The 995-nt window shown below is 67.3% G+C and carries 1 protein-coding gene; it reads right to left on the reverse strand.

The features are described 5' to 3' along the window. Nucleotides 1–995, reverse strand: a 995-nt coding sequence (locus AC628_RS41850; RefSeq protein ID WP_245321626.1) for an Ig-like domain-containing protein, incomplete at both ends; no start/stop codon positions are given.

The following is a 995-nucleotide window of genomic DNA, read 5'->3' on the forward strand; positions in this document are numbered from 1 at the left end:
CCGCCGCTGCTGATCGTCGTGGTCAGCCCGGTATTGGTCCCAATCGTCGCGCTGATCGTCTCGCTCGGCGCCGTGGTATCGACCGTTGCGGTGATTGCCGCCGTCGTCGTGCTGTTGCCGGCGTTGTCCACCGCCTTCGCCGTGAAGCTGTGCGCGCCGTCCGACAGCGCGGTGGTCGTGAGCGTCCAGGTGTTGCCGGTGATCGTGGCCGCACCCAGGTCCGTGCTGCCGTCAAACACGTGCACCGAAGCCACACCATTGGTGTCGCTCACCGTGCCGGACAGCGCCAGCGTGTTGTCCTTGGTCAGGCCGCCGCTGCTGATCGTCGTGGTCAGCCCGGTATCGGTCCCGATCGTCGAGCTGATGGTCTCGTTCGGCGCCGTGGTATCGACCGTTGCGGTGATCGCCGCCGTCGTCGTGCTGTTGCCGGCATTGTCCACCGCCCTGGCCGTGAAGCTGTGCGCGCCGTCCGACAGCGCGGCGGTCGTGAGCGTCCAGGTGTTGCCGGTGATCGTGGCCGCGCCCAGGTCCGTGCTGCCGTCAAACACGTGCACCGAAGCCACACCATTGGTATCGCTCACCGTGCCGGACAGCGCCAGCGTGTTGTCCTTGGTCAGGCCGCCGCTGCTGATCGTCGTGGTCAGCCCGGTATTGGTCCCAATCGTCGCGCTGATCGTCTCGCTCGGCGCCGTGGTATCGACCGTTGCGGTGATTGCCGCCGTCGTCGTGCTGTTGCCGGCGTTGTCCACCGCCTTGGCCGTGAAGCTGTGCGCGCCGTCCGACAGCGCGGCGGTCGTGAGCGTCCAGGTGTTGCCGGTGATCGTGGCCGCACCCAGGTCCGTGCTGCCGTCAAACACGTGCACCGAGGCCACACCATTGGTGTCGCTCACCGTGCCGGACAGCGCCAGCGTGTTGTCCTTGGTCAGGCCGCCGCTGCTGATCGTCGTGGTCAGCCCGGTATTGGTCCCAATCGTCGCGCTGATCGTCTCGCTCGG

This window comes from Bradyrhizobium sp. NAS96.2, from assembly GCF_001908235.1.
Lineage (GTDB): Bacteria > Pseudomonadota > Alphaproteobacteria > Rhizobiales > Xanthobacteraceae > Bradyrhizobium.